Origin of the sequence: Paenibacillus radicis (ex Xue et al. 2023), assembly GCF_024722015.1 — a bacterium.
GTDB lineage: Bacteria > Bacillota > Bacilli > Paenibacillales > NBRC-103111 > Paenibacillus_S.
This window is the reverse complement of sequence record NZ_JANQBD010000015.1, coordinates 22,721-48,700: the sequence shown is the minus strand read 5'-3', so window position 1 is coordinate 48,700 and position 25,980 is coordinate 22,721. Positions and strand designations below refer to the sequence as shown.

Sequence of the window (25,980 nt, the reverse complement as noted above, 5' to 3'; positions counted from 1 at the left end):
CCTAATATAAGTACCTGTGTCTAAAGGGAGTAAATGAAACGGTAAAATTAACCACACCGGAGGCTGTGAAAGTGAATGTGGTTGTACCTCTTGGGAGGCTAAAGAAGACAGCGTTCGTTTGGGAATAAATATTTTGGGTGCCGTTTAAATACACGGTGCCTTCCTCGCAGTCGATTTCAATCGTATCGTTGACTCCATTCGCCCTGGTAATCGTCATCACATGACCGCGTCCATCATTCAGGCTGAGGTTGGTAAACTGTCCGGTGATTTTAATCTTAGGCGGCAGCGGCGCTGTCCCGGCGTGGTAAATCGTAAAGGTTGTTCCACTTACCGTAACTGCTTTACTGTAAGTGTCCCCGAATCGTAGCCCCATTCCGTAGGTGTAACCTTCGCCATAGCTCCAACCGTTTGCAACATCCGTAACAGTTTCTGTAAAAGGAAAATAGCAGACCAACGGAACCGTTAGCCTGCCATCAAAGATCATCTTTTCCAAATTCATTTGCCCGGTGTATTCACCAAGGAATCGTTTGCCGGGGATATCCCCAAAAATCCAATACTCAGGGCCACCAATGGAATCTAACAACCACGCTAATTCCGCGACTTTGGATTGATAATCAATCGTGGCATCATCGGCCATCAGCAGCAGCTCCAAGTCGAATGTACGCTCTTTGTACTGCGACCCCATACGGACCTTTCCGGCTTTTCCCGGTATTTGGAACGTATAATCCTCCTTTTCCGGCAGCGGAGGGATGTTGTGCTTGATAAGCGCAATGCCGTATTGTTCTAAATCATAGGTCATGCCGTTTTTGATGATATTACATGATATCGGCATCTTATCTCACCTTCTCCCCTAATGAACGTTGCCGTTCGATTAACCCGGTTCGTTGATCATAGAGTCCGGAAACGCCGTTTGTGCCGGTCAACGCAACCTCACCGATTGAATTATCAAACGAATAGTAATGGTTTACGGTCTTTTTTGTCCCGGATACAGCTACATCAGGCATCTGAATTTGCGGCATGCTGACATTCAACAGCTTAAATAAGTTTGCCTGCTGCCCTTCGTTCAAAAATAGTTCTCCACCATGAGCCACTACCGGTACGGCTTCATTGCGGAGGCCGCGAACGATGCCGCCTTGTTTGAAATGCTGTAGCTTGCCGCTATCTTCCGGTATGTTGTATTTCCTTCGTATTTCCTCGTTCCGCTTGTTATACATTTCCATTCGCAGTGCATTGCCATCCGCTTTTGCTTGTTCCCATAAGTCTTTATTCCGGTTGTATTCTTCGAGGTCCAATTCTTGCTGGCTTTTCGTTGGGCTACCTTGTCCTACTGAAATGCTGCTGGAGGTCGTGTTGATTCGAGACATTTTTTCTTGATACTTGGCAATAAAGGCATCCAGATTCGATAAAATTTCCGTATTTTTCTCGGATTCTTTTAAAATTTGAAGCTGCTTTAAGGCTTCTGCCCGACCTTCCACATCATTTTTAAACGTATCCAGTGGTACGAGAAGATCATTGTAATGCTTCTCTGCCGCCTTTTTCTGTTCATCAAATGCTTTGGACCGTTCACTTTTTTCGTTTTGCAGTGCTTCCTTCTGTGATTCGAGGCCGCGTTTACGAAGCGTGCGGTTATGGTCCTCCTGCAGCTTGGCGATTTCCTTCAGAAGGTCGCTACGTTCCTTTTTGCCATCTGCACCAACAGAACTTTCCAATACCTTAACGCGAGCCTGCTTCTCAGCCAGTTGTTTTTCATAATCCTGATCCTCGTTAGCGGTCTGCTCTGCCTTTAGCAAATCTTCAATAGCTTGTATCTTTGCATCCTGGGCACTAATAAAGGCATCTTTTGCCGCTGTAATGGCATCGATTTCTTTCTTTTTGGCCTGATCGATATATTCCTTTTGCTTCTTGAACAGCTCATCAATGTTCTTTTCATCCTCTTGAATGGTTGCTTTCTTGAGGGCGTACAGCTGTTCTTCAGCTTTCATTCGTTGATCAGTGCCTTCTAAGTAACGACCTTGAACGCGTTCCCATGCTGCGATCTCCTGCTCAAGGGAGAGCTGACCTATCGCCTTTTGATGCGCAATCCATTTCTCGGAATTGGACATGTCTTCATTTGTGAGGGCTTTTCGTGCTGCATAAACCTGCTCATCGGCTTGTTTCCTCAGCTCTGTACCTTCCATATAGCGATCTTGGATTCGCTGCCATGCTTCCAGTTCTTCCAAGACGGACATTTCCCGGATCGCTTTTTCATGGGCAATCCATTTTTGCGAGAAGGAGAATGTATCCTGCAGGGCTTTGTCTTTTGCATCCTTGATGGCTTTGGCATCGTTCCACCAAGCTACAGCATTGCGATTGATTTCATCGGTAAATGATTTGATGCGGCTCTGTACATCTTCCGTACTTTTGTTGTATTCATCCGTTGTGATCTGGCCAGTCGCATAGAGTTCGTTTAAGATGCTCTGTTTAGTGGCAAGCGTTTCAACCGAAGTGCGTAAGAGTTTGTTGCCTTCTTCCAGCTTGATTTGATGGGTCGCATATAACCCGGTTTTTTCGGATAATGTTTCTGTGCTGTCACCTAACGAAAATTCCTTTGCTGTAAACTCGTCAATGAGAACGGAGATTTCGGAAAGCATCTGCTCCACTTTGATTTTTTGGGTATCAATATCATTCAAAGGAAACTTGAATGCATCCTTACCCCCCATGCCCTTGGCATTCACTTTCTTTCCAGAACTTGTCCGGTAAATATCCTCATCAATACTATATAAGTCTTGAGCATTTAAATCCTTGAATTGATTTCGGATTTCATTCAATTTGACCAGTTGATCGGATGCATTCGTGTAACCGGCAGATTCGATATTGACTAAATGCCGGAATTCCGACATCCGTTCCTCAAAGGCTTGTTTTCTTTCCTTGTACTGATCTTCAATATCACTTTCGGTTAGACTACCGGCATGTGTCTTTTCACCTTTTGGATGCGAAGGACCAAGCATGGGCTGCAAGATGTTAAGGGCGTTTTGCTTTTTGGTTTCTAGTTTCTGCCTTTCATCCAGATCCTTGACAAGCTGATCCTCGATCCGCCCTCTCTCATGATCCATAATTTTTCTTTCTTTGATTCCCCAACCGTTATTCAATGATAGGGTTCCGGTTTCAATTGCTTTGGTGCCTGTCTGGATACGCTTATCTACATCGGTGATGCCCTCGTTAGCTTCGCGTAAGTCACGTTCTGCAATAGCACTTAGTGCGGCTTGTGAAGCTTCACGCAACTTATCGTATTTGGCAATATTCACATCCAGGGCTTTTCCATGCTCATCCCATTTTGAAATGATGCTCGGCATAACCGTCTTCATGTTTTGCATAACACCTTGAAGCTCAGTTTCAGCCTTTTTGCGCTCATCCGCTGACGTTGTATTATCATCGATTTTGGTTTTAAGTTCCTTGTACTTATCCCCCAAAGTAATGATTTGCTGCTGATTTTGGGCGCTCTCCACTCGGGATTCATTGACCGTCCCATTATAGTAGGACCATGCAAGTGTCGCGGCACCTAATATGACCGATAATGCGGTAAGCGTTGCGCCGATTGGCGTAGCAATAAACGCTTTCTGTGCTACATTGGCTGTTGTAGTGGCAACGGCCACCCCGGTCATAGCTCTTGATGCTGAAACCAGTCCTGCGACCATAGCAACTAGCGATTGACCGGTTAGAAGCCGCATGCCCGTATTTAATGCGGCAATAGCTGTTCCAAGGCCAAGGGTGACAACGATGGTGTTTCGTATAGGCGCAGGCAGCGAGTTAAATCCATCCACTAATAGTTTGGATTCATGCACGATGGCCTTGAGGACGGCTAACAGGCCGCTTTCTCCGATGGAAATCATCAGACCTTCCCAAGATGCTTTTAGCTGCTCGGTTTGCTTGCTTAAGGTCGTCATGGCTTGTGCATTTTCTCGCTGGGCTGAGCCTAACGAGTTTTCAGATGTTGTCGCTACTTTTAGCACTTTATCGTAATTATCCATCATGGCGATAAACCGGGATGCTTGGTCGCCTCGGGCTACCGCTTGGGTGACTTCAGCACGTTGCACATCGGAAAGGGTTTTCCACTTCGCTGCAATCTTATCCATGATTTCAGAGAACGGCATCATTTCACCGGTTGCTTTTTTAATCGTCCCCACGTAGGCTTCGAGTTTATCAATCGCAATATCGCGGCTGGAGAAGGAAATAAAAGATTTGATTGCATTACCGGCGACTGATCCTGAGAAGCCTGCTTCATTCAATACAGTTAAATAGCCGATGAGCTTATCGATCGGTACATTCGCGTTTTTAGCGGCAGCACCTACCCGATTAAAACCTTGCAACAACTTGTTTGAGTCCGTTGCATAGTCATTGGACACTTGATTGAGGCTGTCGAGTAGCCGCTCGGAATCTTGGGCAGCTAGTCCATAGTTGAGTATCGCACCGGTTAATAGTTGCTGTGCTTGTTCAGCATCTTTGAATGAGGATTCCACGTTCTTGGCCATGAGTGCTGTTTTTGCAAGAGCAGCTGTATCCTTTTCATTAAAACCTTGTTGTGCGATTTGGACATAGACAGCACCTACATCCTTGAGTGCATAACCGTAGTCTTTGGCATCCTGAATGATCGATTTTTCGACAAATTTTATATCTGCCCCGGCATCCATGACGCGCTTTACATTGACGATACTATCTTCAAATTCTTTGATGACTTGAATCGCTTGTTTGGCTCCGTTGACCGTGGAGTAATACAGGCTGCCAGCCATTAAATATTGCGAAGCATTACCAAGTACGTTGCGGTTGCTGAAATTATCTTGGTATCGTTTCATCATGGCTGAATGACGTTCCGCTTCCATCTCAAGCCGTATGTCACCGTTTTTCATTATTTGAAATTCACGGTCAATCTTGGCTTGCATCAAGTTTTCTTGTCCGCTTGCCGCCGCTGTTTTCTGTTCGAGCGTTGCCATGCGCTGCTGATGTTCTTTCTCCTGCTGTTCGATAGCATCTTCTCTTTTTTTGACGATCGCTTGCTGCGCCTGCAGTTTTGCATCCACGATCTGGTTGGTTGCATCTAAAGCGTTCTTTTTGGCATTTAGCAGCTGCGTGGTCGCTATCCGTTGGGCAACCAGGGCGTTGGATTCGGCTAATATCTTTTGCCGCCGTTCTTCGGAAGTGAGCGCGACCTTGTCCATCGTTTTAGACATTTTATCAATCGATCGTTCCGTTGAGGTTATTTCTCTGTTCAGGGTCTCGAAGGTTTCCTTAACGAGTTTGGCGGAGTGATCAATTTCCTTAAATGCTGGCAATATTTTAGATGCGTCTAACTGTAGCCTCGCGGCGACAACGTCTTTACTTTCATCGGACATAGTGTATGCTTCACCCCTTTTCTACGGGTAAGGGAGTCCTTGCCTCGGGATTGTTTATAATGCAAAAAAGAGGCATTTCAACGTTTGTTGAAACACCCCATAATTTCCGCGATTGCCGAACGCGTCAGCTTTTTCGGTTCTTCGACTTCTCCACCGTGTAAGCGGATTTGTTCTTTCATTTCTTCTTGCATATCCTCAAAGATGGCATCCAGTTCAAAATAGTTGTGGTCATACCATGCTTTGAGAAGCGCCCTCCTGGAGAGTCGCCCGAAGATTTGGGCTAACGCCAGTGGTTTGCTTTCGGCGGCACTCTTATTCTTCTTCTCCGGCCCTTGGCTAACTAAAAAGAAATCGTTCGACAGCGTCTTCCATTTGCTCCGGGAGGCTGTCGTTAAACTCCTCTCGCGTAAAGCCCTCGATAAAGATGAGGTTCAAGAGTTCCACCCAAGCAGTAATGGCCGTTTCTTCACCTTTAAAAATGGCATGCTTGGGACGGATTAAGTTGTTTTTGTACAAACTTCCGACATCTTGTAACTGTTTGACGGTTCCAATACGTAGGGTTTTGGTTAGGCCATCAGCCAGGGCGTGCTCGGGGCCAATGCCTAGAATTCGGTTCATATCGTTATTTTCCAATGGAGTCACTCCTTCTTAAAAAGAGGAGGAGCAAGCCCCTCCAACTTTTCCTTATGACGCTATAATATCGATAACCTTTCCATCCGGACGGCCTGCATCCAAAACGGCTAAATCCATGGTGTTCGTGGTTGCACTTTTCCGCTGCAAGTCAATCGAGAAGGTTCCTAGCATCTGCGTTTTATAAATGATGATCGTTACATCGAAATACGTATTCAATTCATCATCAAACGCTTTGCCATAGGCGACAAATTTATATGGTTTGTTCTTTGTTGTGGTAACAACAGACGCTGTCTCTGCCGTTGCTGAGGTGTAATCATAGAACACTCGGATATCTTTACCCACCAGCGTTGCATCACCCAATACAACGACACCAGAAGCCGAAATGGTGTACTGCTGTGCGGTAGGGGCTGAGGCTACCTTAGATAGTTGGGTGCCGGAATTGGCAAGGCCCTTTGTTGCAACAAGGATTTTTTCGGATCCGGATACGAAACTTGCTCCTCTCGACAACGTGACCGTTGCACCGGTCAGTACTGTTAATTTCTCTTGGGTGGGGACACTCGTTGAACCAGTGGTAATGGATGCCCCTGTAGCAGCAACCAACTGATTATAGTCCATGACCGCATTTTCAATCTGTACGCCGGATTCGGAATCCTGCTCGGTCAAGTGAAAGGCAAACTTACTCGTCCCGCCATACTCACGCTGCTGCTTAGCATCAACAGTAATGGTCATTTTTTTAAGCTTTTCAAAAAAGGCGACCGGATCATTGGTAGTTAGATCAAACAAAGCAGCATTTGCGATGTCATCGACGACCCACTTTTTGGTTGATTGTGACAATAATAAAACCTCCTTGATGAAAGTAGATTTAGTTAACTTAACGCATTGAAAAAAAGCACTTAGCCGACTACAATCTCGGTTAAGCGCCTGTCAATGTCTCGTATGCGGTTGAATTCCTTGGTTTCCTCGTAGCCTTCGATGGGCTCAAACCGACCCCATATGCCCAGCTTTTCCGCTAGTTTCTTCTTTTCTTGCTCCAGCTTTTGTTGTTCGCCTTGGGGTTCATTTTCTTGCTCTGACATGTTGCCTACCTCCTGTCGGGATTCGTTCGTATGTAATCAACATCGAACATAGCGGTGTATCCCTTAATCCCCGTTATCCCCGTTGCCATATCTGCATCATAAGCAAGGGTACAACGGAAGGAATGAAAACCAGCTGCTTGAATGTTGTCATCATGGAATAGTGCAAATGATCGTTCAAACAATTGTTTGACCTGATACGATGTTTTGCCATAAAAGTCGAGACAAAACTTACCTTCGAAAACCAGGTGATTCCTTCCAAAACGCCCTGGCTTCACGTACATACAAATTTGGGGGGCTGTCTTTTCGGTTATCGGTTTATGCGGTTCAATCCCCCTGTGTAACCGGGCAACAAGATGATCATCGGATGAAGAAGGATTCAATCCCAAGAGCGCAAGTAAAGCTGGATCATCGGATAAAACCGTAAATACCGCATCGATTAAGTTTGCGCTCATGACTTCGTCCCCCCGATGAAATATTTGTGATAAGGAAAGTTTGTAATAATCGCTTGCAAACCGGTCAGAATACGATTTTTGTTCGCTTGTAATGCCACTCGCAAAAAGAAAGTGGGAGGCGTAGGGCCAAAGCGCCGATCGATATCTCTACGTGCTGCAAGCTCCTCCAAATCAACGCCTGCATAGGAACCGCCTGATCTTCGGACCGTTCCGTCAATACTTGTATATTCGCCTTTCGTACGACCAACTACGACTTTGTGCCCCTTAGATCGTAATTGATTCCATAGAGGGGAAGTCATATACTGCTGCAAGCCGGGATTTTCATTTGCGCCGGCCATTAACGACCCTTTACCGAATTGCTCTAACCATGCTTCCCAGAAATCGGCCTGTACTTCACCGACAATGATCTTGTTGGCCAGCATGAATATAGACCGTTCCAGATGGTTTTTCACTTCCGGATAATGCCGTACATTGGATTTTGCTGTTTCCAAAACCAAACCGATAAGCCCGGCTGCCTCTTTAGCCAACAGATTCTCCAAGTCACGTGCTGCGCGTTCAGCATCATATCCGGTTATCATCGGACATCCTCCGACAATTGCAATTGCAGTAGATTTGGGTACTTGACACGGTTCACATCATTGACCTGGTAGGCGACACCACCTAATAGGATACGGTCTAGGGAGGTCGTTTCCGCCTCTTGAGGCGTTTTTACATCAACAGTCACAGGAATAATAAGTACGTAAGATGTGGTCGGTAATAACCCCATATCTTCCATCCGCATACGTGCCGTCACATGCTGGGCAAAAGCTGGGATACCTGTTTGCACCGGTGTAAATGCTCGGTCAATAATGTTTTTGTTTTCTCCGTATATATTGGAGTACCTTTGAAGCTCTGCTTCGATATTGGTTTTAATTAATGAGCAATACTTATCTTCAGATGTTGTAAGGCGTAGGGTCTGAACAAAAAAAGTGTCAGCTGTCTTGATGATGGAACCTCGGGTTACGGCAGAAACAGGAGAGAACACGGCGTTGTACAAGTATTCTCTTGAAATGATCGAAGTGCTTTTGCTATCCCTTGATAAAATCACCTTTCCAGGTGAACCGTCCACGGTGCAATCCGAATGTCGGTGTGAGAATTCCTTAAACATGAGAATCACCATTACTCTTACATCCTTGCTCTCCTGAAGCAATCGCTCTTGTAGGACCTGACAATCCAAAAATCGGTATATTAACCTCAGTTTGAATAGAGATCATGTCAATCATGGAATAGGCCTCATCTACCAATTCAGTCGCTCTTGCTGTCCAATTCACGGATTGGTTTTCATAGGAGAAATCAAAGTCCTTTTTAGATTTCTTAATTCTTCCTGGCATAGTTGGCGCTAATATAGCGGCTACCATACAAATAGCAGCCGCGTATAAGTAAGTTACATCATCAGCAGTAAGATCGGCGTATTTCGGAACGCTTGCAATAATCTTGGCTTCAGCAATTGGCATAACAGAAAGAGCGTCTATATCGGAATTGGATACAGTGTCATCTCCAACACCTAAACGCCCTCTTATTTCCTCGTGGTATGTCTCGGAAGTGAGGATCTTATTTGTCATCACCAGCACCACCGGCAGCTTCGATAGCTGTTTTAAGCTCATCGGCACTCATTTTGGTATACCCTGCAATCTTCAACGCCTTTGCAGTAGTTTTTAGTCCACTCAGTACTTCATCCGGCTCATCCTTTTCTGCCAATTGCGCAAGCAGTTCAGCCTCTCTGTTTTTGGCGTATTCGAGTTGTGTCAATAACTCTTGTTCCCGCACTTTCCACTCTACTGGATCGTGCTCTTTAAATTCTTCGTCCACGATCTGAGCCAGTAGTTGCCCCGTAGCTGCGTTTCTTGTTCCGAACAAAGCGATACCAATAAGACCTGCAGGGGCATCTTTTACGATGTCCCCCGCATTGTAATCCCCAACTGCATCAACAAGAACTCTTACTGTTGTCATAATTAGGCGACCCCTTTCTTAGGCTACAGTAGCGTAGATATGCCAATTTACATATTTCATTTTCGGCAACACAGTAATACCGTTGATGATTTGCCATTGATCTGGATCGCCAACAATCAATTTAGCTAATGCAAACTTTCCAACATGGCCCTTGAAGATATTTTCATAGTTGTTTGGAGATGTGATCAGGTCCATCATAGTTCCTGTCATACCTTCACCTACAATGATACAAACATTGTCAGGAATGAAAGGATAGAACGTTCCCGAGTCGTCAATATATCCTGCGTCATAGACCTCATATTCTAAACCATCCAGTTGTGCTTTCATTACAAAGGCAAGAGAGTCAGCAGATAATACATCACGGCCATATGTGGTCTTTAATAAATCGCGGATTTTCGCGTTTGCTTTCAGCATATTGTCTACTTTTTGGTTTACTATGATCTTTCTAGCACGTGCGCCTGATCCTCGGAACTTTAACTTCCAACCATCGATATCAGCAAGTGGATCTGCATTTGCCGTATCACTCCATAAAGTGGCCGCTGTCGGTTTGTTAGCTGCAGGAACGCCGTAATCGATTGTGACTGCTGGCTTTGTTGCAGTTGCTGGTACAGTCAATGTTCCAGATAACGGCTTCCAGCGCATCCATTCAGTTCTTGTTTGCAATCGCTGATCGAGGTTGACCATCATATCGTTGATGTATTGTTCGCCCCAACGTTTTTCTAAATCTGTTCCAGGGGCACGAAGTAGATCGATCTTTTCCCGGTCGATGATTGATTTTTCTCTCCATTCTTGGTTGGTAAACGACATGTGTTTAACAATTGGAGCTGCGTGAATAGGTGAAGGATCATTCAGTCCAGTAGGTGGAGTCATTCCAGTGTCGTCGTACGTTACATCGTATTCGATGGTCATCCCAAGGGCTGGCTTTATATCAGCCCCGCCTGTAAGCAATTGTGCTCCTCGAAAGGATTTCGTATCGGTACGAATATTTTCTACAACTTCGGTCAAGTAATATGGATCAAGTAAATTAGCCAATGTTAAAACCCCCTTATACGAAATAGCAAAGCTTCAACGCCGTTTTTGCAGCAGCGTCAAGCCCTGTCAGTTTAGATGTATCAAAAATACCAGCAATCCACGCCGATGCGCCTATGTCCTCATCCGTTGTATCTTTGTCATTATCAAGAATACAAACGGCGGATTGAGAACCATCGACTGCAGATGACGAGTAAGGTTTGTATTTCCCCGTTGCCGTAACCTTGCCAAGAACTGTCCCTTTTGCAACTACACCATTTCCTTGCGCTAACAAAACGCCACCGGGAAGTTTAGCCTGTAATTCAGTGGATGCGAGTACTTCTTTAAACTCTTGTGTGTAAATAGGACCCGGTCCTGGCTTACCACCATAATTTAATCTCTGCATGATTATTTATCTCCTTTCAGTAAATCTCCATGGCCGGTTCTTGCTAGGGAGGCGCGAGCTTCCTCTTTTGCAGCTGCTCGTAGTTGTTCTGGCGTTTTCTCTAACCCTTCGGCATTGGGATTTCCTGGAGCCACTCCACTCAATGCTCCAGCGGGTAGTTTAACTTCCTCACCTTGCGTATGCCTTCCGCCCCCGCCTAATACAACCTTAGCCTGTGCTTCATAAGAGGCTGAAATCTTCTCAATCTCTGCTACTGGCAGATTCGAAAGTGAAAGCTTCATGACTTCCACATTGAAGGCTTCTCCCATTGCTCTTACACCAGCTCCACATGCTTCTTCGGTAATTTTTGTCTTGTAGGTTTCACCATCTTTAGCCTGAGCAGATAAAGCAGTAATCTTGGCAAGGATACCTTCATTCGAAGTAGCTCCCAATGCTGCTGTGATTTGAGCTAGTAAACCATTTGAAACATTAAGAGCTGACTGAGCTTGTTGCAAATCTAGCTCTACTTGTTTTTGTGCATCTGACATGCTTTCATCTCCTTTGGTCAATGCTTTGACCTCTTCATTTGTTTGCTGCTTTTGAACAAATGCTGACATTCCATTTTTGTTGCTAAAAAAGTAAAAGACACTTCCATCACTTGGTAGTGATTTTGTGTCTAGTGAAAGTGGTTCGTATTCATTTTCAACTTCTCTTTCGACTTTTTTGGTAATACTCAAGCTCCCCCGAGTAAATCCTGCCCCTTCATAACCTCCATCGAATACAATAGAGTTTTCCATGATGTAGCCATCATCAGCCAAGATGATGCATTCTTTACCATCATAGAAGTTACCGCGGACATGAGAGCAATCAGGATTGCCAAAGTAGTTTCCGCTACAAATACCACAGATGTGCTTTTTAGTTACAAATCCAGCAGATGTATCGAAAATCGTGCCTGAGTCGATCCCCAAAGCAAGCTTGTCAGTTGAAATTCCGTCCGCTTCCTGCCCCTTCACCATGTAGTGATCGCCATACAATTCGAGTTCGCCACCTTCTTCAACTATGCGGCTGTCGAATGTCCTTCCATAAGGAAAAGATACAGCTTCCCATTTCATCCATGGATGGTCAACCAGTAATGCTACTCCCTCTCTGACCTGATCGGCCATCTTTCGGAGAAAGTTAGGAGTGATTTTCATTTTATACTTTTCAATTCGCTTCGTGCCGATGACACGAGCCTGAAATACGTGGACTTGCTCCTCGGTCATAGGCACTAATGCAAGACGATTGATCTTTCCGAGTTGTTCAGTTGTCGGTGCTGCCATAGCGTTTATTCACCTCCTTTCAAGCCAAGGAAATTTTTCCTCACCTTACTAATTGTTTGGTCTATTAGGTACAACCTCATTTGGATCGGGCTCATGCTTTTTCTCCAGTTTAGGCAACAGTTCCACTGGAATCTTTGGATCAAGTCCAAGTGTCCATCTCACTTCCGCTGCTGCCTCTTCTGGGGTGATGTAGAAATTACTCTCCGACATGACGTAATTGCTAATCTTTGCCTTACGATCTTTTTCGACTTCATTCTCTGTTCGAAGATCTATAGGATTGTAATCTGCCTCCACATTGGTTTGCGTTCCCTTTACCCTTGCAGACAAAGAAAAAGCCCGTTTCCAAAAGCGTTTGGTTACACTTCGGGCGGACTCTACATTCTTTATATATATTTGGGTATCAATAGAGCTATACGTCTCGGTCGATCCTTGATGCCTTGAAAGTAAGGTGAGCAGTGTCTTCAATGACGTTGCCATTTGTGTATCTATAATGTCGATGAGTTTCTTCACATCGATCATTGGGCCGCTGTTACCGCCTTTGAGATATTCGACCTTTACACTATCCCAGTGGAACATGGAATCATCAGGATTCAATGATTCAAAATGCTTCTGGGCTTCTTGCATTCGTTGAATCAAATACTCTTTTTGCTTGACCGGATCAGCTGCTATGTTCCTTGGCATGTTTTTAATCATGATTTCTTCCAGCATCGAAACATCTAAGCGTGGATAGCCTTGGTTGTGAACGACTGCCTTTAGATCCTGCAATACCTGCATATGAAAGAATACAACTTGTAACACTGGTAGGAAAGGTGTTCGTCCGTAAGGGTCATCGACCATTGGATCAAACTCTTCATACAGAAAAGTTGGCGAGTCGATCTGTTTATATTGACCGAACCAAGTTTCTCCCTGTCTCATTCGTGGGTTCTTTACATACTGCCAAGGAGTTAGACGGTTCGTATCTGGCTCTCGCCTAAACCATATGAGCGCTGGATCAACTGGCACAATGTCTACTACCTCGTTGCAGCGTTCGTTCAGGACAACCTCTCCAGCACAAGCACCACGCACCATAACCATTAGCCTTTGTACCGTGTCCAGCTTGTCCAATGAACGTCCATGCTGGTAGCCTGGTGATGACAGCGGTGTATTAAGCAAGGCTTTTATTTCATCCAGCACCTTTTGTCCATTCTTATCATCGTTGCCATTAGGCTTTTTGGCTGTAAAGGTCAACCCGGTGTCACCCATTCGTAGATAGGTATAAATCGCATAGGATACGTCAGGATGAACGGATATTAGCAGTTCGAGCAATTCCTCCGCTGTATAGCTTTGTAGTTTCGTCAGATCTATATTGTGAGCCTGCTGATACTTCTTTGGAAGCCAACTGAAGTAGTTCCATGGGTTTGCATTCTTAGGAACCGTAGCCCTTCCTACTCCCATCATTTGCCGTTTTACTGCTGCTGGAAGGACTGCATTTGCTAATGAATATACGGCTTTATGATACCATTTCAAGTTTTCACCGCCTTTTTACGACAAAATAAAAAGCACCTTTTATGGTGCTCTATTAAACTTACCGAACATATACATAATCAAAATAATAATTCTCGTTTTCATTTTTAAAATTTAATTTTATTAATGTATTAGCTTCGTTACTATCTTTTCCTAGTTTTACTGATGCAAATTCATATTCATCCAAAGTATGATTTTCAAGAAATTCTTTAGCTTGAATCTTTCCTTCTTTAATCGCCTCTTCTTCCGACTTCTCTCCAAAAGGGACTGTATCATAAAAATGTTTTGTCACAAAATAGCTGATTATTTCTTTTTCATTAAGTCTCTTAACTTTAGTCGTTTCTTTATAGACTAGGCTATACTTATCACAAATAACGGGTCTCAAAAACAACCTAAATGCCGTATATTGCATTATTTCCTTCTCATCTTGATCATAAATCCCAATATATGACTTTGGATTTTCTAAAATAGCTTGCTCTAACATGTAATACTTTTCATCTAAAAAATTGATAGGATATTCATCTCTCGGGGTCACAATCAACAAAACATGTCTTTTTCCAGTACCTTCCAATTTGTCTAAATAAGTATTAATCAAAATACTCGCCCTCCTTTTGTACTTATTTAAACATTCGGCAAATATTGGGAGATTTCCTGCGTCTAAAAAGCGCTTGACTTATTTGTCAGCGCTCATTCTTATCCATCTATAGAATAACATTTTGTTTGTACGTGATTACTACGGATTTCTTAATGCCAACCCAACCTATTTATAAGTTCTAAGTATTTATTGGAAATAAGCTTGAATCTTTCATAAGAACCTCCAAACAACCCAGCTTTAATTGGAGGCCATTCAGCCTTCTGTATCTCTGCTTCTTTTATTAATAAAATTAATGGACTGTCGTCGAAAGAAGTATGCTTCCAAGCGAACCGCCCTGGAGGTCCCCAAATATGATTCGCTGATGGATCATTAAAATCGGCATAGACAAGTGCCAATAATAACTCAAAACGATCAAAGAGCGTCTCGTAACTCTTACCCAAAAACAGTAAGTCATCTAATCTAGGCTGGAGCGTTTTAAATAAATACTCACTTCTAGGAACATGGTTTCTCTCGTGTCCTGGAATAACCTTGAAAACATCATTAGTATCTTTTATTTCCGACATAGTTGCAATTACAAGTTCCTGAGTTTTTTGTCGACGATCATTCTGTACTCTTAACGTAAGTAAGGTAGTGAGCATATCGTATTTCCCGCTTGCAATCGCGCTTATCCCACCGAAGTATAACAGTAACATTACTGGATACCAGCGCATTTGTAACCAAACAACTAATCCACCTGTTATTTCGTTTTGTTCTGCAAGACGACTTAGTATCTTTTTCATTGATGATAATTGTTTCTCATTTCCCCAATGAGCTATAGATGATATTATGACCTGAATATTTTCTATGATCTTTTCATAGTCTTTAATTCTTTGGATAAATGCTTCTGGGGTGAAAGTTTCATTTGCAGAAAAGTTCTCTTGCAATAGCGACATTGTTTGCCTTAATTCTTTATTAATTAACTCATCCAACTTAATAAAGTGACGATCTTCAGATAAATATTCTTTTACTTTATCAATTACTTGATCTTGATCACTTCTATTTTGTCCGTTATACATTAATGGAAGTACAATCAGTTTATCTTGATCGACAGTTTCACTATCCAAAGATTCCAGTCCCGGCGCTTTGAATATAAAATCACCATCACCTTCAAAATACCCGAAGTGAGGGGTTTGTCGTGAATATATGTCCTTTGATACCTTTTCGCATACATATGACATAACACCATTTGCAGTAATCGTCCCATCACCTTGTGCAGCTTTTCCCATAAGAGCTTCGATGAAGTGACCTGTAAATATTGAATGCCCAGGAATTGGTCCTCCAGCATCAGCTACAGTTTCGTTTGCTTTCCCAGCAGTTAGCACTTGGCGAGTGTACCTTCTAAGCATATCTTTGAGAAAACGGGTGCTACCTGGTTGAAGTGACCTGGTTATTGCAAGACCGCCATAACATGCATCCATAACAAATAGAACATGCTTGGCAAGGAACAACTCAGCATTTCTTGTTAATTCATCCCAGCGGATAAATGTAGATATATCATCAATCGTTCCATCTACAGGTATAAGAAAGCCAATTTCACCGCGGTTACCAGTTATGGTGTGTCCATGTCCGGCATAGAAGACAACCAGTCGATCATCTGCTCCTGTATTACCGTTTGCGTGTTTTAAAAAGTGCCTCATGATATTTGCTTTTGTTGCATCAGCATCGAGGAGAAGTGTGACGTTTTCAGCAGGAAAATTAAAATCATTAATTAGCAAATCAGCTATTGCTTGAGCATCGTTGCATGCATACCCTAGCCGTCCAACATGTGTATATTCATTAATTCCTATCACGATAGCCCAACTATTTTTATACTTTGGTTGATAGATAACTGTGGTCAATGAACATCACTCTCCATAAATAGAAAAACAACTGCTTTAATACTTCAACTATACTGTAATAATCTGTAATTAATTATATCACGTTCTGTTTATCGTTACACTACCAATCATAGGTTAATATGCTTAGTGCTTGGAGGTCGACTCAATCTCATTTGATGATCTATTCAATTACGTGATCATCACTGCACCTCGTTTGCCCTTGGAAGGCACTTTGGTTTCCCTTTACAAAGGGCTCGCATACTAATTCTCTATCCCTTTTGAACACCTCTGAATTTGATAAAATGCTATTGTTTAAATACAAAAATAAGTGTTCGACTAACAACTGCTGCTACAACAAAAATTACACAAAGTTTTGTTTGTCCAGAATAATATAAGGCAATTGCGGCTGAGCCAAAGACAATGATCTCAATAGCTAACTTTGCCAGTTCACCTACATTGTATGTTGCTTTTGGTGAAACAAATAAGCCCCAAACAACTGCAGCAAGTACCGGAGTACCAATGCCAAAAATAGTCTTTGCAATCCATCCATTTCCGGTTTTGAAACCCCAGTAGCCCAGCGCTGCAAGAGCACTCAATTCCAATATGAATCGTAAAACCAAATTTGCTAATTTGATGACCTCCAATGCCATCCCACCTTTTCATTTCCTTGATTATCCCACTCACTTTGGAATACAAAAAGCGCCAACTAATTGTCAGCGCTCATTTTATCATCTAAACTATAACATTATAAAAATACAGGTTTGCTACGGATTTTTACTATCAGGCAATAATCTAAAAACAGTATATTTTTCGTCATATTCGCCCTCAGTCATTATTACTAGCTTCCCATCATTCTCGAGCTTCTTTAGTCTATCTTCTAAATCTTGAATCGATATACTAATCCCTCTACTATATAATAGAGACCATAATTCTTGAACGAGGACTACAGAATTCCCATAAACCTCTTTAATCAAATTAATTAACGCTATATTTCCAAATATGGTAACACCAATCTGCAGTTCATTATTATAAATACTTTTAACTTTGTTAATATAGTTATTTTGTAGTTCCTTCACTTCCTTTACTACATCTTCTGTGCCGATTTTATAATCTTGTATATCCAAACTTTTTACGTTTTCAGTGAAATCAAGTGTGAATTTCTCGACTTGTTTTATCTTTGCAAATTGTTTTTCGTTTTGTTTAAGGAGATTATGGCTTATTACATTTAAAGACTCGATTTTACTTGTTACTTGTGAAAATTTATCAACCATTTCTATGCTTTGTCTTGAACTATCGGATGATTGAACAAAGGAAAAGATAATTGCAATGACTGCTAATACAATAGATAATAACGTTCCACCAAGAGATAACTGATTAGCTAACATACCAGGATCGCCAGTACGCCAAGTAGAAATCACTACAATAAAAATTGACAAGATTATTATCCAGTAGGTCATGTCCTTCTTGTCAGGAAACCCCTTGAACCTTTTTAACATCTATTTAGTCCTCTCTCTTTTATATTAATTCCTCTATATAATAACACCTCCAATAGAAGGGAACATTCATTTGCAGCATCTTCTAATCCAATATGGAAGATTCTCTCAAGTTCGTTTTACCACTACACTACCTATCATAGGTGTCATAATACTCTCTTTACCTCTGAAACCGAAAAATCATCTGAGGCCGGCCAGTATGATAAGCGGGGGATTTTTTATTTCCAGTTTGCACAGTTTCAATGACTTAGTGTTTCATTGCAGCCGCTTGGATAGTTTGCACATCCATAAAAATAACCATTAATACCTGTACGGAGAACCATTTTAATCCCACACCTACATTTGGGCATTCTTTCGATTGGGGCGAAATTAGACATCAACCTCTTTGTCCCAATTGGTTCTGAGAAAGCAATTTGTATTTCTTGATTCTCTCCTTCACCAATTGCATTAATTACAATACCTTTGCCCCATTTACGATGAAAAAGTCTCTCTCCTATTTCAAAATTAATAAAATTTTGTTTTATTGGTTCTAATATCTGATCATTTGTATGAATGATATAATCTTTGAAATCACTTAAGTCAAGTTCTTCAAAATTTAAATTCGAATTCGATTCCTTTAAATCTTGAACTTCTCGAATTGCCTCTTCGTCTACTTTTTGCATAAGGAAGTTTTGAGCAAATTCTATAAAGCGATACGATTCATACATATAGAATTTTTGATTCGTTACAAATGCAAACTCATCGATTAACTCATAACGAGGTCCAATAGTTTTACCGTGTTCTCTTTGCCACCAATCGTCTTTAGTATCGTCAGTAATAAAAATAATAGATTTATTTGCTTCTCTTGCTTTATCCATAATCTGTTTCCAAACTAATAAATCGCCATATTGGTCCTCAATAACCAATCCACGATAATACCTACGTTTCTCCTTTTTATCTGATGCATCCTTATATCCAGGAGGGTATTTCTCTTTAAACCTCTTCTCTCCCTCTTCAAAAATACTTTTAAGCACGTTTGCATCATATGGTAATCCTATTTTGCCTGTTAACTCATCTTCAAGAAATCTTCTAACAATGTCATCATTTATATAATCATGATGATTTCTTTCATCATCTAAAAGCTCTTCATTGATTGTTTTTAAAAAAATATCAATTCTAGTTGTTATTGAATTTACTTCAATTACAGGATGTCTTCTTTTGTAAGACTTTAATTCAGTTTCTAAATGTGTTAACAAATCAGTAGAAGCCTTATTTATGCTTTGCCTTACCCGATTGTAAGCATCTAATTGCTCGTAAATTACGCCGACTCTATTAGCTTGATATTCGAGAGCTGCTTGATGTGGTATCCAAATACGATTAGATAATGCTTTTATTATATCCATAAAAGTTTCTGTTGTTTTATTTGAATACCTGTATAGATTCAACAAAACATTTGCATCGAAAACAATGATACTTTCATTCCACAATTGATTGAACTCATCTGGGTCTGGTGTGTAATACGTTTCAAATAATTTTTTCAATGTCGAATTACCTCCTAAATGGATATTAGGTTATTCGACAATAAGGAAACATTTCCCTTTATTTTTTTCAAGCATAAACATCTATCTTTTTATCGTTACACTACCTATTGAAGGTATCATAATATGCTTAGTACTTGGTGGACGGCGTAATCTCATTTGATGAGCAATACCATAACCTAATACACGGTCATCTTTACATCCCCCGAGTGTTCCTTTACCCATAGCCTGTGGCTTGCCGGCTTTATTCCTTACGAATGTTTTCATTTCCCCGATAAGATTAACATCGTTGATTCGCCATACCCCTTCACGTATTCCCTCAATGAGCGAATCAACCAATATAGGGCGAGTAACAACTGTTGTTGGCCAGCCTGGTTTGGCTTCATTCTTGCCAGCTTCAGCGTTATAAGAGTCGTGATGGTATAGGTTTGGATAAAAGGTTACATTCAATAGTGTATTTATAACACTATGCCCAACGTTATTAGATTCAACACCAAGAAGCGCATCACCAAACATGCGCCCAATATAGTCTAACTGTTTGGCGTAGATATCAAGATCCATTTGTCCGTAGAGAGCCGCTGCATCCTCTCCAGTATCTGCGTCTATGATATAGGCAGCAGATCCATCTCCGCCTTCCAAGCCCTCAGCTACGTCAGCCCCTATGCAATATTCCTTATCAGGATCGAACTCATTAAATATTTCGAGTTCCCCACGTTCGTCCTCAATGAATCTTACAGTTGTCCAGTCATAACCTACACCTTCAAGAGATGGGGGGATTACAATAGAATACCTTTTACCTTTTATTGTGTGTTTGGACATCGCATCAAGTTTATCCTGATTAAATACTGTTCGACCTGTAACAAGGAATGCTTCTTCTGGAGTGGAAGGATATTCCTGTCGGAACAACTTCTCATCACCTTCAAAGTCATTTCGTATCGTGTAACGCCGCCATTCAAGTTGTTCATCATTAAGATTGAACTTTTCTTTGAGTTCGATTTCTTCCTTAGTAAGATCAAAGTCTGCCGGTACTTTCATGCGATAATCGGGCATTTCAAACCACGGGAAGAACAATGGAATGTAATCATTCTTACCAGCTACTGCGTTATCCCACATTTCCTTATATATCTCAATACCGTTCGCCGTTGATTCAATAATACCAACGGTTCTCGGTTCTTTGGAAAGTGCTGCAAACAAAGAGGCTAAATGTTTCTTCTTACGGTTCTCAGGCCAGAACGCTAATTCAGATATGTGGAGATAATGAATTGTCTCTGAACGTGCCAGTACCCTGTTCTCTGCGGACTGTACGGTAATCTTCGACTTGAGACCAGGTTCTTTCTTACGCTCAACATCTTTCAACGCTGGGTTCTCGAATGTAAGTCTGCGGCTATTGTTCCGCTTACGCATTGGCTTTATATTTTCGGGAATGTAGTCATAATATAATCGAAACATATCATAGAGGTTTTCTGAGGCGCTTGAATCTTGAGCAACAATAAAGGCGTTTTTCGCTTCTTGGAGAGAGGACAGATAGTAAATAATTGCTTCTGTCGTTGTAGAGAAACCCATTTGTCTTGCTTTAAGAATGATGATCCGTACCGGCTTGCCTTTTTTGATCTGGTCGAATACAGTCCAAGCAAGCTTTTTCTGAGCGTTATTCAGCGTTAATGGTACAATGTCCCCAGTTTTAGTCTTAATGCGGAGGTATTCAAAACAAAAAGCTTCGAAGTTATCAAGGTTGCCCTTGAATTTCTTCAAAGCTTTTGAATCATCACGAAATTCGGCTTTTAGTTTCCGGTTTATCTCCCCAGCCAATTCAATATACTTTAATTCCGATTCTTCGCTCACATTTATGGCTTCAGCAGCTTTTCGAATCTGTTCATGTATCTTATGCAGCACATCATTCACCTCCACCCGTGTATAGCTTTTGTTGATCTGCCAGTTGTTTCATTCGTGGGTTAGAAGCAATGCGGACAATTGATCGTTCGTAGGCTCCATCTTTTGATTCTTCTTGAAAAATCTCCATGAACAACCCAATGTATTCTTGAACCAACTCAAACTGGAATGCCTTTTCACGAAGGGCTACCAGGAACTTCATGTTCTCACGGACTTCACGGTTGAGAGTCGTTATTTCCAACACCTTTCTGCGAAGCTCAACTTCGAACTTCATCTGCCATCCTTCAATGTATGCTACATAGTTTAGTTCAGCTGTTCCCTCACTCAGAAGCCGGTCCATCATCTCGTCCATATTTTCCTTGAACATCTTTGGAAGGTCGTCTACCATCTCGAAGCGTTCTATTAAGCGTTTTGTAGCATCCAAGTTGGTTTGGATTATATCTATTTCTTGATGTACGGTTTTAAGCACGCGGCGACGATCCGCAATAATCGCTTCTTTTTTCGTTGCCTGTTCTGCGCTTTCTCGATCTTTTATAAACTTCGCGACAGCTGTATGGGATATGCTTTCCTTCGCCCACTCTGAACAATCTTTTGCGATATCTCTCATAGACCGTCCATTTCTAACGCCTGCCCATACTATATCTTGACATTGATAAACATCTATCTTTGACGGTTTAGGCATTATAACGTTACACCCCTCTTTTGTAACGCTTGTAATGGTATTCGTAACGTTACAAACGCAACAGATTGTTAATGTATCTAATGAAATCTCTTTTGTATTAAGGTTTTAAACTGTATCGTTTTGTAACGTTACAGCACAGAATATTTTTATAGGTAAGGAAAAATTTCCTGAACGATATGATAATTATGAATTTTGTTCCATATTTAACGTTCATACGTAATAATAGAAAAGAAAGGGGTGCATCTAATGAGGAAAAAGATATGGACTTGGGTAAAGGTAATTTCTCTTTTGATAAGTGGGTTATTTGTAATTTTAATGATTACATTTTTAGCTTTCCTAATTTCAAGCACAATTTCTGACAAAGAAGCAATAGTTGACAGTGTCCACATAAACAGATTGGCGCTAATCTTAGGTGGATTATCTCTTCCTGGAGTACTAATTTCTTTTACTTCTCTAGTTGATTTAAATTCAAAGAAAAAATTCATAGTAACTATGCCTTGCCCAAAGTGTAAGCACCTTGTTGATATCAAGCTAATTGAAGAATAATTACATAAAAATAGGGAGATGAGACATTTGTCTCATTCCCCCGACATTTTTATCTTTTCGTAAGTTTAGAGAAGTTCTAGATACCTTTTAAATTGCTTTTCAAATTTCTCCCTATGTTCTAATAATCTATTGTGATACTGCTTAATTTCTTTTGAAATAACTAATCCGTACTTCTGTCTTTCACTTTCTGAGCATTCAGATAAACTGTCAGTATATTCATCTTCATATGAATTGTATTTGTCTGCATGTAACTCAGCAATGTAACCATTGATTTTGTATTTTAATGAAGAGGCCTCTGTATAAACAATTCCATCTACCTCTATCGAATGTCTAATTAATTCATTTATCAATTCTTTCAAATATAAATTTTGTCCCTGGTAACGAGCTTCAATTCTTCCGGAAAATAGATAAATTCTCATATTTAATATTTTCGAAATATCTTGAATAGACGAATCGAGGTTATTAATCTTATTCGGATATTTTTCAACAAAACCTTCTGCCTTTTGCTTATCTATAGTCCACTTAACACCGATTAATGTCAATGCTCCACCAATTATTGAACCGAATGCCCCAATAAAAGCTATTGTAATTTCGCGTTGAAAACCAATAGTTTCTTCAATCCAAAACAGTATGGTAATTAACAATATTATACTTATCGATGATATACACATAAATATTTTGATATTATCTATTGTTTTACTATTCAAAAAATCCACTCCATTTTCTTTAATTTCTACATTTACAGTCGTTATTCGACATAAGGAAGGAATTTCCTGCAATTTGTCGAATCAGAGAACCAGGGAGGTGTCCGATGTACCCAAGAAACCAAATTCTAAAAACAACTGCTGACTTTGATAATGCCATACTATTTTCACTTAAAATTGAAGTATGGCAAGATGGACGCATAATTGATTATGCTGGTGTTATTGAATCTCACACAAATGACTCTGTCACATTTATGAATGAGTCGAAGTTTTTAAAAGCCGTTTGTGAATTTAAGGTTCGCTGATATTATCGTATTCTTAAGCTATTCTTCATTGATCATTAAGGATATCTTAATGATGGTTTGTTATTCTGTATTTACCCACCCATAAAATTAATGATTAGACCTACATCAATATCTGATGTAGGTCTAATTAGCATATATGGTATCACTGTGAGAGTGCCTTTGTTTTCCCATTTCGGTAAAAGGCATAAACCGTGTGATAGTCTCTATGACTAACAACTGAGGCCGTTGCAAGGTTTCTTTAGGAAGACTAACAAGAACGACAAAGGCAAAAGTCTCACACTGACACCATAACGGGGCATCCCACCCCACCTCATATCATACCCTTGACGACCAGCGTCTAAGGTCTTTAAACCCACAGCATGACCGAGTGCCTACCACGATAAGGGGATTTAGGCATTACCCGAAGCTTGTTAACTGCTTCTATAATGCCATTGTAATTGTAAACAACTATGAGTATACTACGACTTTAATCTATCAATTGAGCAGTTTATTTCGGTTTATTTGATTTATTTCTATATTCTTTTTTAAGTGATCAACATCCGAGAGTCCTTCTGTTTTCATGATGTTAATAATTTCATCCAAGGTAATTTCTATCTTCCCTTTCACCGGCTCACATGCCTCCGCATATATTTCATAATCAATTTCGAAGATGTTATCAGTAAAGGAAAGGCTGTAAAAATCTGTCATACTCATAAACGTACTTTTTCTTTCAAAAATAGCCACTTCTATAAAAGTTCCTGGATGAATTACATCATTAACACCTCCAGTAAAAAAATACCCATATTTTTGGTTGCTAATAGAGGTTTGTTTCAACGGTGTAAGTACCCAATTTCGATTACCATCTACGCCATACCCACTTAAAATTATATCACGGTAACCCTTTACTCTTATTGCAGGATAATTTGCAACATATCTTCCACTGTTTTGAATTCCGATAATCAGAGACAATTGAACTGTATTACTAAGTATAGTGCCTCTCGCTTCTACTCTTGATATGACATCTAATTTTGGTCGTTGACGTCTTCCAAAAGTATCCGCTAACATATGATGTTCCATAATTAGAAAACTATCTCCAACTCTAGTAATATAATTGTTTACTTTTAGCATAGCCCTGTGAGGTGGTAAATCACTTTCTGGAACATATGTAATAATAAAACCAACATCCGTCTCTCCTGGAATTACCAAAAATATGTTTTGGATTCCATTATTGGTAGGAATTAAAGCATCACTAATTAACGAATTCAAATCTGTGAGCATTTTCTTCAAATGAGATATTGGCTTTTTCTCACTAGCTGCATCCGGTTGATCTTTTTCCCTCTTGGTACTGACTCCCCAAACGATTATGCCTCCAGATGAGTTAGAGAATCCAGAGAGTGCTTTTGCATAATTTCTTTTATCATCATCAGAAAGCCCTGGGCGAGATGAATCGCTCTTTTCTTTAAAATCAAGGAATAAATGCTCTTCTTGTTTCTCATTAATCATTTTTTCGATTAAATCATAACCTTCTAATTGAAACTTTTCGAATAATAAATCTGCATTATTCAAAATATCAGCCCCTACTCATATTTATAACTGGTCATATATGATGCAATGTTGGAAGCTTAAGACCAAGTTCACCTTCTTTACTGCGCCCACGTCCAAAATCTATTATAACAAAATCCAAGGTTTTATTGATCTTTAAACTATTCGATATGTTTCTTATAACTCGCCGACGCTTTTCCGCAAATGTTGTGGCTTGGATTGGGTGGATGTCTTTTTTATAACCTTTTTCAAGGTATGCTTGAGCTTTGAGATATTTCATTCCTTCAAGAAAAAGTAGTTTTGCAATTAACCCCTCATGAGGATCTCGAACGTTGTTGACTACTCCTTTAATGATATTTGTTAGAACTACATAGAACTTATAATTAGTGTGCCTTTGATCCTTCATGATCACTGCATTTGCTGGAATATTCGCATATAATTCTTCAGTGGATGATCTCTTAGCTATGGAACTTTCGGCGCTAAGGAGTTCGTAAGCAGATAATCCGTTTTCCATTTCTTTCTGTGCAATTTCATAGTTTTTTATGACATCGATCATGTCGGTGTATCGGTTCAATAACCAGATGGTTTTACGGATATCTTCTTCTGTTACCTCGTCAAAGAAAGTAAGTTGCATAATCTTATTGAGTTCATCCTGTTCACCAGGGGATGACGCTATCCTTGTTACTCCCATCTGTACATCCTCCTTATTAACCTGTAAGGATAACTTACATGTTGAATTGTTCAGTATTACCGAATAATTCCTTATTGTGTTTACAAATCCATATCATGAATAAGAATTCATTTGTTTCAAATATTAACCATCGAAAAATCCAAATGGAGGTAAATAAGTTTATGAAACATATTGTCACTAAGCAAGTAGCTGACGAAGCCGGTATCACAGAGCCACAGACAGAGAAGGCAGTTTATGCGTTGATTGGTTCTTCAAAACAAGGCTCCCTGTCGAAACCAATAACGAAATTCAAAGTCTGATTATAGGTGAAGATGAACTGCGTTAACTCTCTGCAAAGAGAGTTTTTTATTTGTAATGGGTGTTTAATATGGTACTACTCAAAATTATTACTTTCGCCATCAACCTAAATTTGGTAAGTTAAAGTTCGGAGGTGGCTCAATTGGATATTC

General features: G+C 40.7%; 27 protein-coding genes. 3 read left to right on the top strand and 24 right to left on the bottom strand.

Going from position 1 to position 25,980, the window contains the following annotated elements; genetic code table 11:
- Nucleotide 1: 1 nt before the first annotated feature.
- The 21 genes from NV381_RS20120 to NV381_RS20020 all read right to left on the bottom strand — a co-directional run bounded on the left by NV381_RS20120 (nt 2) and on the right by NV381_RS20020 (nt 21,764).
- Entirely contained in the window at nt 2-832 is an 831-nt protein-coding gene (locus tag NV381_RS20120; RefSeq protein WP_258215072.1) for a phage tail family protein, read from the bottom strand.
- A gap of 1 nt (nt 833) precedes the next feature.
- On the bottom strand, nt 834-5,366 hold the full coding sequence (locus NV381_RS20115) for a phage tail tape measure protein (protein ID WP_258215071.1): 4,533 nt from the start codon (nt 5,364-5,366) through the stop codon (nt 834-836).
- A 336-nt stretch (nt 5,367-5,702) separates the two neighbouring features.
- Nucleotides 5,703-5,999 carry a hypothetical protein gene (locus tag NV381_RS20110; RefSeq protein ID WP_258215070.1) on the bottom strand — a complete coding sequence of 99 codons (297 nt, stop codon included), beginning with the start codon at nt 5,997-5,999 and terminating at the stop codon, nt 5,703-5,705.
- A 51-nt stretch (nt 6,000-6,050) separates the two neighbouring features.
- The gene (locus tag NV381_RS20105) at nt 6,051-6,833 is read right to left on the bottom strand and encodes a hypothetical protein (protein ID WP_258215069.1); all 783 of its coding nucleotides are present in this window, start codon (nt 6,831-6,833) and stop codon (nt 6,051-6,053) included.
- 59 nt (nt 6,834-6,892) lie between these two features.
- Entirely contained in the window at nt 6,893-7,075 is a 183-nt protein-coding gene (locus NV381_RS20100; RefSeq protein ID WP_258215068.1) for a hypothetical protein, read from the bottom strand.
- Between the two features lie 5 nt (nt 7,076-7,080).
- Nucleotides 7,081-7,527: a hypothetical protein gene (locus NV381_RS20095; RefSeq protein ID WP_258215067.1), complete on the bottom strand. Its 447-nt coding sequence runs from the start codon at nt 7,525-7,527 to the stop codon at nt 7,081-7,083.
- Complete coding sequence (locus NV381_RS20090) at nt 7,524-8,105, bottom strand: hypothetical protein (protein WP_258215066.1); 582 nt, start codon at nt 8,103-8,105, stop codon at nt 7,524-7,526. Before NV381_RS20090 ends, NV381_RS20095 begins: the two co-directional genes overlap by 4 nt.
- Nucleotides 8,102-8,686, bottom strand: coding sequence for a hypothetical protein (locus NV381_RS20085; RefSeq protein ID WP_258215065.1), 585 nt, complete (start codon nt 8,684-8,686; stop codon nt 8,102-8,104). Before NV381_RS20085 ends, NV381_RS20090 begins: the two co-directional genes overlap by 4 nt.
- Nucleotides 8,667-9,128, bottom strand: coding sequence for a hypothetical protein (locus NV381_RS20080; protein WP_258215064.1), 462 nt, complete (start codon nt 9,126-9,128; stop codon nt 8,667-8,669). Before NV381_RS20080 ends, NV381_RS20085 begins: the two co-directional genes overlap by 20 nt.
- Nucleotides 9,118-9,516 carry a hypothetical protein gene (locus NV381_RS20075; RefSeq protein ID WP_258215063.1) on the bottom strand — a complete coding sequence of 133 codons (399 nt, stop codon included), beginning with the start codon at nt 9,514-9,516 and terminating at the stop codon, nt 9,118-9,120. Before NV381_RS20075 ends, NV381_RS20080 begins: the two co-directional genes overlap by 11 nt.
- Nucleotides 9,517-9,534: 18 nt before the next feature.
- On the bottom strand, nt 9,535-10,548 hold the full coding sequence (locus NV381_RS20070) for a major capsid protein (protein ID WP_258215062.1): 1,014 nt from the start codon (nt 10,546-10,548) through the stop codon (nt 9,535-9,537).
- Nucleotides 10,549-10,561: 13 nt separating this feature from the next.
- Nucleotides 10,562-10,930, bottom strand: coding sequence for a head decoration protein (locus NV381_RS20065; protein ID WP_258215061.1), 369 nt, complete (start codon nt 10,928-10,930; stop codon nt 10,562-10,564).
- A gap of 2 nt (nt 10,931-10,932) precedes the next feature.
- A complete protein-coding gene (locus NV381_RS20060; protein ID WP_258215060.1) occupies nt 10,933-12,228 on the bottom strand; it encodes a hypothetical protein in 1,296 nt (431 codons plus the stop codon).
- 48 nt (nt 12,229-12,276) lie between these two features.
- Nucleotides 12,277-13,734, bottom strand: coding sequence for a hypothetical protein (locus tag NV381_RS20055; RefSeq protein ID WP_258215059.1), 1,458 nt, complete (start codon nt 13,732-13,734; stop codon nt 12,277-12,279).
- Nucleotides 13,735-13,792: 58 nt separating this feature from the next.
- Nucleotides 13,793-14,326, bottom strand: a complete 534-nt coding sequence (locus NV381_RS20050) for a hypothetical protein (RefSeq protein ID WP_258215058.1) — start codon at nt 14,324-14,326, stop codon at nt 13,793-13,795.
- A 149-nt stretch (nt 14,327-14,475) separates the two neighbouring features.
- A complete protein-coding gene (locus NV381_RS20045) occupies nt 14,476-16,203 on the bottom strand; it encodes a caspase family protein (protein ID WP_258215057.1) in 1,728 nt (575 codons plus the stop codon).
- A gap of 284 nt (nt 16,204-16,487) precedes the next feature.
- Nucleotides 16,488-16,826: a YrdB family protein gene (locus NV381_RS20040; RefSeq protein WP_258215056.1), complete on the bottom strand. Its 339-nt coding sequence runs from the start codon at nt 16,824-16,826 to the stop codon at nt 16,488-16,490.
- Nucleotides 16,827-16,946: 120 nt separating this feature from the next.
- Entirely contained in the window at nt 16,947-17,678 is a 732-nt protein-coding gene (locus tag NV381_RS20035; RefSeq protein WP_258215055.1) for a hypothetical protein, read from the bottom strand.
- A gap of 236 nt (nt 17,679-17,914) precedes the next feature.
- The gene (locus NV381_RS20030) at nt 17,915-19,195 is read right to left on the bottom strand and encodes a PIN-like domain-containing protein (RefSeq protein WP_258215054.1); all 1,281 of its coding nucleotides are present in this window, start codon (nt 19,193-19,195) and stop codon (nt 17,915-17,917) included.
- A gap of 81 nt (nt 19,196-19,276) precedes the next feature.
- Entirely contained in the window at nt 19,277-21,085 is a 1,809-nt protein-coding gene (locus NV381_RS20025) for a terminase large subunit domain-containing protein (RefSeq protein ID WP_258215053.1), read from the bottom strand.
- 1 nt (nt 21,086) lies between these two features.
- Nucleotides 21,087-21,764, bottom strand: coding sequence for a hypothetical protein (locus NV381_RS20020; RefSeq protein WP_258215052.1), 678 nt, complete (start codon nt 21,762-21,764; stop codon nt 21,087-21,089).
- Nucleotides 21,765-22,010: 246 nt separating this feature from the next.
- On the opposite strand from NV381_RS20020, the gene NV381_RS20015 reads away from it, so the two are divergent.
- Nucleotides 22,011-22,310 carry a hypothetical protein gene (locus tag NV381_RS20015; RefSeq protein ID WP_258215051.1) on the top strand — a complete coding sequence of 100 codons (300 nt, stop codon included), beginning with the start codon at nt 22,011-22,013 and terminating at the stop codon, nt 22,308-22,310.
- Between the two features lie 65 nt (nt 22,311-22,375).
- Here NV381_RS20015 and NV381_RS20010 read toward each other — a convergent pair whose 3' ends face one another.
- Nucleotides 22,376-23,017, bottom strand: coding sequence for a hypothetical protein (locus tag NV381_RS20010; RefSeq protein ID WP_258215050.1), 642 nt, complete (start codon nt 23,015-23,017; stop codon nt 22,376-22,378).
- 104 nt (nt 23,018-23,121) lie between these two features.
- Here NV381_RS20010 and NV381_RS20005 point away from each other — a divergent pair, with 104 nt between their 5' ends.
- Nucleotides 23,122-23,319, top strand: coding sequence for a hypothetical protein (locus tag NV381_RS20005; protein WP_258215049.1), 198 nt, complete (start codon nt 23,122-23,124; stop codon nt 23,317-23,319).
- A 474-nt stretch (nt 23,320-23,793) separates the two neighbouring features.
- On the opposite strand, the gene NV381_RS20000 is transcribed toward NV381_RS20005, so the two are convergent.
- Nucleotides 23,794-24,864: a helix-turn-helix domain-containing protein gene (locus NV381_RS20000; RefSeq protein ID WP_258215048.1), complete on the bottom strand. Its 1,071-nt coding sequence runs from the start codon at nt 24,862-24,864 to the stop codon at nt 23,794-23,796.
- Nucleotides 24,865-24,895: 31 nt separating this feature from the next.
- Entirely contained in the window at nt 24,896-25,531 is a 636-nt protein-coding gene (locus tag NV381_RS19995) for a hypothetical protein (protein WP_258215047.1), read from the bottom strand.
- 161 nt (nt 25,532-25,692) lie between these two features.
- Between NV381_RS19995 and NV381_RS19990 the strand changes: the two genes are divergently transcribed.
- Nucleotides 25,693-25,830, top strand: coding sequence for a hypothetical protein (locus tag NV381_RS19990; protein WP_258215046.1), 138 nt, complete (start codon nt 25,693-25,695; stop codon nt 25,828-25,830).
- The last annotated feature ends 150 nt before the right edge of the window (nt 25,831-25,980 follow it).